The following is a 7,263-nucleotide window of genomic DNA, read 5'->3' as shown; positions in this document are numbered from 1 at the left end:
ACCAGCTCGATCGGGGCGCGGTTGGGCGTGACCGACAGCATCTCAGTGATCGAGTCCGCCGACACCGTCATGGTCGCCGGCAGCGATGACCTGCCGGGGCGACCCATCGACCCCGCCCTGGTCGAGGCCGTCCGATCGGTGGCAACCCGGACGCGTCGGCTGGCGTCGATCTGCACGGGGTCGTTCATCCTCGCCCAGGCCGGGGTGCTGCGCGGCCGGCGCGCCACCACGCACTGGCACGACACCCGGTTGTTGGCCCGGGCCTTCCCGGATGTGACCGTCGAGCCGGACGCGATCTTCGTGCGCGACGGCGACGTCTTCACCTCGGCCGGCATTTCGTCGGGCATCGACCTGGCCCTGGCGTTGGTCGAAATGGACTACGGCGCGGAGTTGGTCCGCGACGTGGCCAGGTGGCTGGTCGTCTACCTCAAACGCGCGGGTGGCCAATCGCAATTCTCGGTGTTGCTGGAGGCCAATCCTCCGCCGCAGTCTCCCCTGCGCCAGGTCACCGATGCGATCGCGGCCAACCCCGGCGCCGACTACAGCGTGAAAAAGCTTGCGGCCCTGGCATCTTTGAGCACGCGCCAACTGACCCGGCTGTTTCAATCCGAGCTCGGGATGAGCCCGGCGCGTTACGTCGAATTGGTTCGGATCGATTTCGCCCGCGGCGCACTGGAATCCGGCCGGTCGGTCACCGAGACCGCGGGCATGGCCGGCTTCGGCAGCATCGAGACGCTGCGACGGGTATTCGTCAGCCACCTCGGCATCAGCCCGAAGGCCTACCGGGACAGGTTCCGAACGGCCTACGCCTGAGCGATCGAGTGGCAGTCATGCGAAATGCGCTTGGCCAGCGTTCGCGATTGTTTGGCTAGGTAGCCGATTAACGCGGGGCGGCTCAGCAACCCATGGAAGTACAGGCCATCGGCGGCAGGTGACGGCGCCAGCATGACCGGTAAGCCCTCAGGTGTGAGGACCCTCAAGTGTCCGACCAATGGGTCCAGGCCCGGCCCGTACCCGGTCGCACAGATCATCACATCGGGTTGAATTCGTGCACCGTCGGCCAGTGCCGCTTTGGCACCCTCGAGCGCGCTGACGGCGCCGAGCACTTCGATAGATCCGTCGCGCACAGCGTCAATGACCTCGCGGTCGATGACTGTCGGTGCGGCATGTAGCCGGTGGGCTCTGGCGAAGGGGCCCTCCTGGGGAACGGGCAGACCGAATTCTTTGAGATCGCCGAATGCCCGACGGCGCGCGGCCGCAGCGATCGGGTCCGATATCCGCGAGGGTAGATGGAACAACGGAATGGAGAGCACGTCGTTGGGCAGGCCGCCGGGCCCCTTGCGCGGCAGAATGTTTGGTGGAGTTCGCACTGAGAGCCACACTTTGGCGGCTGCACCTGTAGAAAGATCGTGGGCGATTTCCATTCCCGACGATCCCGACCCGACAACCAACACGCGCTTGTGTGCGTAGCGCGCCGGATCTCGATAACTCGATGAATGCAATAGCTCACCGTTAAAAGTGCCCGGCCAGTTCGGGATCAAGGGCGTGTGCTGGTAGCCCGTGGCGACCACGACGTGTCGGGCGTCGAGGTCGCCATTAGACGTTGTCAACCGCCATCCCACCGTACGGCGGTCGATCCGCTCGACCGTGGTGCCCAGCCGTAGGTCGATGCCGTCCTCGCGGGCATGCCGGTCAAGGTGTGCCACGACTTGGTCACGAGTCGGAAAGACCGGAGTGCCCTTCGGGTACGGCCTGCCCGGCAGGTGGGAAAATGGCCGACCGGTGTTGAGCCTGAGTCGGTGATACCGGCCGCGCCACGACGCAGCCACTGCATCGGCCCGGTCGATGAGCAGTGGCCGGATTCTGTTGTCCTTCAGGCTCAGCGCTGCAGAAATGCCAGCGGGGCCAGCACCGATAATCACTACTCCCCGATCAGGCATCGCGTGTGACTTCCGATCGATTGACGTTCCCGCCCCGACAAACCGCGAGGATCGCATTGGCGACTTCGTCGGGGTGGGTCAGCATTCCGTCGTGTGTCCCCGGAACAACGACGGGTTTTACACCGAGCCGGGCGGCGAATTCGGTCCCCGGTTGCGGCATCGCGTGATCGCTGTCGCCGGTTACGTAGGCGGTGGGAATACCGAGACTCGCTGCATCGATGTCGAGAGCGCCAAGGAAGTAGCCGCCGGGCTGCGGGGTCATCAGACCGGCCACAAGCCGCTGCAGCTCTGGGGCAACGCCTTGCATCAACAGCTGCTCAACGTATTCCAGGCTCGGTGCTATGGCACCGAAAGCCGATCCGTCGATCAACCGCAGCATCAACTCGCGGGTGTCCGGTGAGGTTTCCTCGATGAGGGACCTGCCGCGAATCGGCACGAATGCGTTGTAGTAGACGATCTTGGTGACCCGGTCACCGAGAACGTGAGCGGCGCCAGCCGCCGGGTAGCCGCCCCAGCTGTGCGCGACGAGGATCACGTTGTCGAGCTCGCGCCGGCACACCTCGCTGACGATGTAATCGACCGCGTCCCTGAGCTTGTAACCCGACGGATCGTCCCCGTCGCCCAGACCGGGCAGGGTCAAGGAGATCGCCCGATGGCTCGCCACGCGAAGCCGATTGGCAACCGGCCACCACGACCAGGCCCCATGCCAGCCGCCCGGAATCAGCACATATGTCGATCCTTGCATGCACGGTATCGTCCGGGTCTGGTTGCCGTCGAGAGTCATCGGGCACGGGCCTCGATCACGCTGAAGTCCGTTTCGGTATCGAAGATATGAGTCATCTCGAAGCCGGCCTTTTCGAGGAGTCGCTGGTACTCCTTCGCGGTACGTTCACGTCCATCGTTGAACAGCAACATCTCGATGTCGGCGATCTTGCCGGTGAATTCACTGTTATCTTGGGGGATTACAGTCTCGACGAGCAGCAAAGCCGCACCGGTGGGCGCAGCCCTTCTCACATTCTGCAGGATTCGCAGCGCCGCGTCATCGGACCAGTCGTGAACGATGTGTTTGAGCACATAGGCATCAGCTCCCGATGGGACATCGCTGAAGAAAGAGCCTGCAACCAGGCGAACTCGTTGCGCCACATCCAATTTACGTAGCAGCGGCGCCGCTTCGGCCACCACGCCGGGAAGGTCGAACAGCACACCCTGCGTGTTCGGTGCCGAGGCCAGGATGGCAGCGAGCAGGCGACCGTGACCGCCTGCCACATCGACGATGGTTGCGAATGGCGTGAAGTCGTAGGCCTTTACGAGCGGTCCATCGACGTACGCCGACAAGCCCGTCATCGCGTCATTGAAAATCGCACTGTATTCGGGTTCGTCACGCAGGTAGTCGAAGAAGCGCTTACCACGCAACTCCTGGACAGGCGAAGTGCCGGTTCTAATAGTCTGGGTGAGCAGGCTCCAATGTTCGCGCTCTTGCGGTGCGCCCACGAGCCGCGCCAGGGCCGCCATAGATATCGGGGCGTCCGAGCGCAGCACGTCTGCTCGCGGAGTCAGCTGATAACGACCATCGTCGCCTTGAGCGAATATGCCCTTGCAGATCAGTGCTCGCAAAACCCTGTGCAGGGCGTCGGAATCGGCTCCGACTCTGCTGGCGAGTTCATCGAGTTGCAGCGGCCGGTCGGCGAGCGCATCGGCCACTCCCAGGTCGGCCACTGCAGTAATGGTCTGCGCTACCCACGCGCCCAGTATGAGCCCCTGCATCGCTTTCGCCGCGGAAGCCGCCTGTTGGTCCAATGGCGTTGTCTCCGAGATACTCATCTAACCTCCTCGTTCTGGTTTGATAAAAATGCGGGACTCATCCGGTCGTAGGGCTACCAGCTCATCGCGACGGCGGCTGCCACCAGCAAGACCGTGATGAGGCTGTGGACGACAAGTTGTCGGAGAGCAGTGTCTTGGACAAGAGGATCCCATTCGGTCAACAGCGAATAGTCCGGCACCACATATAGATTGCGCTTTGGGCCGAATCCCGTTCTCGCGCTCCGCTCTACGGTCATGCTTTGTTCACCGATCGAATCCTTGGGCCGGGGCGGTCGGCCCGAAGTCGTATTGCACGCAACGTTGGGGAGTCTTGACAGACATCGGAAGGTCGCCGAACGTGGCCGCCCATAAAATGATGCTCAGAGAGACCAGCAATATCGCGGTAAGGCTGTGAACGCATGCTTGGCGTACGGTGCTCACCAGGGACGGCTGTGGTGGGTAATGCTCCGGAAATCGCATCACGGTATGCCTTTCGATGTCAGGGATTTGAAGAGCCGAAATCACCTCAGTGAGTACCGGATCGGCAGGTGTTTAAGACCACCGACAAGTGTCGTCGCGCACAATTCGGGCTCGCCGGCGAGCTCGATCGATTCCAGCCTGGGGAGCAGTTCGCGGTAGAGACTGCTGATCTCCATCCGCGCTAATGCAGCGCCGAGGCAGAAGTGCACGCCGTACCCAAAGGCCAGGTGTTTATTGGGATCACGGCAGATGTCGAAGCGGAACGGATCGTCGAAGACCTCCTCGTCGCGGTTGCCGGACGCGTATGCCAGATACACCGACTCTCCTGCGGCGATGTCGACCCCACGAACCGTGGTATCGGCGGTTGCGGTGCGCATGAATTCCTTTACCGGGGTGGTCCACCGGATCATCTCCTCGATCGCCCTCGGCATCAACGTGAGATCCTGCTCCAATCGCGCTAGCTCACTGGGGTTTTCGATTAGCGCACGCAGCCCGCCCGAGATGGCGTCCTTGGTGGTGTCATGGCCGGCGCTTGCGATGATCACGTAGTAGGACGCGGTGTCCACGTCCGAGAGCGGCTCGCCGTCGACGTGCCCGTTCGCGATGGCCGAGGCGAGGTCGCCGGTGGGCGTTTGGCGGCGTGACGCGGTCAGCGTGGCGAAGTAGTCGAGGAAGTCCTGCATCACCGCGAGCACAGCCTGGGGACCTTGACTTCGCTGGTATTCGGCGTCATCGCGGCCGAACAGCTCCTGGGTGAGCGTGCGCATCCGAGGAAACTCGGATTCGGAAAGCCCCAATAGGGACAGGATGACGTAGAGCGGAAAGTCGGCTGCGACGTCGGTGACGAAGTCGCACTCGGGTCCGAGCTCGCGCATCTTGTCGACACAGCGCTTGGCCAGCTGGTCCACCTGCGCCTTCAGCTTGCGCATGGCCGTGGGCCGGAACCAGTTCGCGGAGATCGCGCGCACCTTGCGGTGGTATGCGCCGTCCATCTGGACCAGGGTGCGCATGCCGGTCCCGGCGTCTAGCTCTGCGTTGCGGAGATCGTCAACAGCGGCGGGTGTGAGCATTGTGCGGGGCGCGCTGATGAAGAGGTCATTATCGCGCTCGATCGCCATGATGTCAGCGTGCTTGGTGATCGCCCAGAACGGCCGATACGGCGGATGGTCCACCCATGCAACCGGATTGGTCGCCCGCAGCTGCCGTAGCCCTGTGTGCAGCCGCTCGTCGTCGGCGTATGCCGATGGGTCAGCCAGAACTTTTGTGGCGTCGTGCATTGTGGGTGCGTTCATGTGAATTCCTCACTGTGGGGTTGTCAGCACTCGATAGATGAAGGCTGAATGCGCCGCCGTCGACGCGCGGCCGTCCTCGCTTCGACGCATCCTCAAAGCCCGATCGGCTCGAGGCGGCCGAGGATCTCCTCGCGCCGCGCCTCGAATTGCTCCGGCAGCTGGAATCGCTTGCCCAGCTCCTGCGGCGACTCGTCGCAGTCCCAGCCACCCTCGTTGTGTGTCACGGCCAGTTCGAAGAGGACACCGCCGGGTGACCTGACATAGACCGACTTGAAGTACTTGCGGTCTCGGAATTCGGACATATCGGTATAGCCCGCACCCTCGATCTCGAGTTTCAGCTCATTCTGGTTCTCGAGAGTGTCTGCGTTCCAGGCGAAGTGGTGGATGGTTCCAGCGCCGTAGATCCACGTGCCCGGCTCATCCGTACGATTGACCACGAGCTCGACCGCGCCGCCGAGGTTGCACTTGCCGGCGTCCAATGCAAAGCGGTCACCTTCGGTCACGCCCTCGCGAGCACCCAGGTGATTGGTGGCGAACTCGACGGCGGTGTCCGGCCCCGTCACGTGTACACCGACGCCGTAAATGCCGTGGATGGCGTACTTCTCGGGCACGCCGCTGCCGGTGTAACCACGGCGAGGGTCGTTGTCGACCTCGACCAGCTGATACTCGATGCCGCAGGGATGCCGGAACAGCACGCGGCGTCGATCGAACACGGTCGCGTCCTGGACGTCCGCGGCCCGCTCGTGCAACCGGGTGGACCAGTAGTTCAGTGAACCCGCTGGAACGGCGAGCAATACCTCGCGTGCCTGGTTGGTGCCACGTCGGCCGTAGATCCGGGCCTGGCCGAAAGGGAAGGTGGTGAGCACCGCGCTCGGGTCGCCGTCGGCGTTGCTGTAATACAGGTGGTAAATCGGGATCATCCCGTCGAACAACACCGTTCGCTTGATCAGGCGCAGCCCGAGCACGTTGACATGGAAGTCAACATCTTCTTGGGCGCCGTTCACCGACATGGTGATGTGGTGACTATCGATGATGTACGACATTCGATCTCTCCTTCTAACTGACGCGGGGAAGTGGGATGGCAGTGAACACCGCATCGGGGTCGTAATGCTTTTTGGCGGCGATGAGTCGTGTGATGTTGTCGCCGTGGGCATTCGCGATCTGATCGTGGTCGTCGGGCCCGAGCAGACTGGCGTATCCGCCGGGAAGCGCGTGCGGCGCAAGAGCTGCCGACACCGCCGCTGCCCAGGCGCGGTGCGCGGCGCCGTCCCCGGCCTCCCAGCAGGCGACGATTTCGACCATGAAGTGTGGGCGGCGGTTCGCAAACGCGGTCTGGTCCGGGGCGACGCGAGTCGATGCGCCGTGAAAGTGGTGGATGGAGATGAGGCTGCGCGGCGAGGTCAGTGTCCGCGCGCCCTCGACCAGCGCATCGATGACCTCGGGCGTGTATCCCGCGACCGTGCGGGTGCGAATCTCCCAGCACAGCCCACGGACAGACGCCGCGTCGAACAGCCCTAGCACTTCGCCGTAGGCCACGGGCGCGACTTGTGTGGTCAGCGGCGTTCCAAGCGTTGCCAGCAGATCGGCCGCCGCTAGGCCGCAACCAAGATCACCGCTGCAGGCCGGCTGAAGATAAACCGCCGGATTGCCGTCCGGACCGGACATCACTCCGCTTTGCACGGTCACCACGTCAGGCGCGGTCGACAACAGCTCACCCAGCCCACGCCACACCGTCGCGGCCTGCGACCACG

6 protein-coding genes and 1 pseudogene are annotated in these 7,263 nt (G+C 63.4%); 1 reads left to right on the top strand and 6 read right to left on the bottom strand.

Annotated features, from left to right (window positions below; translation table 11 throughout):
• Nucleotides 1–813, top strand: an 813-nt coding sequence (locus A5652_RS14420) for a GlxA family transcriptional regulator (protein ID WP_067352327.1), incomplete at its 5' end; no start/stop codon positions are given.
• Here the strand turns inward: A5652_RS14420 and A5652_RS14415 are convergent.
• The 6 genes and pseudogenes from A5652_RS14415 to A5652_RS28095 all read right to left on the bottom strand — a co-directional run.
• Nucleotides 804–1,940, bottom strand: coding sequence for an NAD(P)/FAD-dependent oxidoreductase (locus tag A5652_RS14415; protein WP_067352320.1), 1,137 nt, complete (start codon nucleotides 1,938–1,940; stop codon nucleotides 804–806). The genes A5652_RS14420 and A5652_RS14415 overlap by 10 nt on opposite strands.
• On the bottom strand, nucleotides 1,933–2,685 hold the full coding sequence (locus A5652_RS14410) for an alpha/beta fold hydrolase (protein ID WP_232001193.1): 753 nt from the start codon (nucleotides 2,683–2,685) through the stop codon (nucleotides 1,933–1,935). Before A5652_RS14410 ends, A5652_RS14415 begins: the two co-directional genes overlap by 8 nt.
• Nucleotides 2,686–2,720: 35 nt before the next feature.
• On the bottom strand, nucleotides 2,721–3,761 hold the full coding sequence (locus tag A5652_RS14405) for a methyltransferase (protein WP_156745341.1): 1,041 nt from the start codon (nucleotides 3,759–3,761) through the stop codon (nucleotides 2,721–2,723).
• A gap of 500 nt (nucleotides 3,762–4,261) precedes the next feature.
• Nucleotides 4,262–5,512, bottom strand: a complete 1,251-nt coding sequence (locus A5652_RS14395) for a cytochrome P450 (RefSeq protein WP_067352309.1) — start codon at nucleotides 5,510–5,512, stop codon at nucleotides 4,262–4,264.
• A 92-nt stretch (nucleotides 5,513–5,604) separates the two neighbouring features.
• On the bottom strand, nucleotides 5,605–6,555 hold the full coding sequence (locus tag A5652_RS14390) for a VOC family protein (RefSeq protein WP_067352306.1): 951 nt from the start codon (nucleotides 6,553–6,555) through the stop codon (nucleotides 5,605–5,607).
• A 13-nt stretch (nucleotides 6,556–6,568) separates the two neighbouring features.
• Nucleotides 6,569–7,263 (bottom strand): annotated as a pseudogene (locus tag A5652_RS28095) (FAD-binding oxidoreductase); the annotation flags it as partial.

It is taken from the genome of Mycobacterium sp. 1165178.9 (assembly GCF_001673555.1).
Classification (GTDB): domain Bacteria; phylum Actinomycetota; class Actinomycetes; order Mycobacteriales; family Mycobacteriaceae; genus Mycobacterium.
Note: the sequence above shows the minus strand (reverse complement) of the source record. Positions and strands in the feature narration are given on the sequence as shown.

Excerpts from the sequence above, each read along its gene's own strand:
- A5652_RS14415 (WP_067352320.1), bottom strand. The coding sequence starts at position 1,940 with ATGCCTGATCGGGGAGTAGTGATTATCGGTGCTGGCCCCGCTGGCATT.
- A5652_RS14410 (WP_232001193.1), bottom strand. The coding sequence starts at position 2,685 with ATGCAAGGATCGACATATGTGCTGATTCCGGGCGGCTGGCATGGGGCC.
- A5652_RS14405 (WP_156745341.1), bottom strand. The coding sequence starts at position 3,761 with ATGAGTATCTCGGAGACAACGCCATTGGACCAACAGGCGGCTTCCGCG.
- A5652_RS14395 (WP_067352309.1), bottom strand. The coding sequence starts at position 5,512 with ATGAACGCACCCACAATGCACGACGCCACAAAAGTTCTGGCTGACCCA.
- A5652_RS14390 (WP_067352306.1), bottom strand. The coding sequence starts at position 6,555 with ATGTCGTACATCATCGATAGTCACCACATCACCATGTCGGTGAACGGC.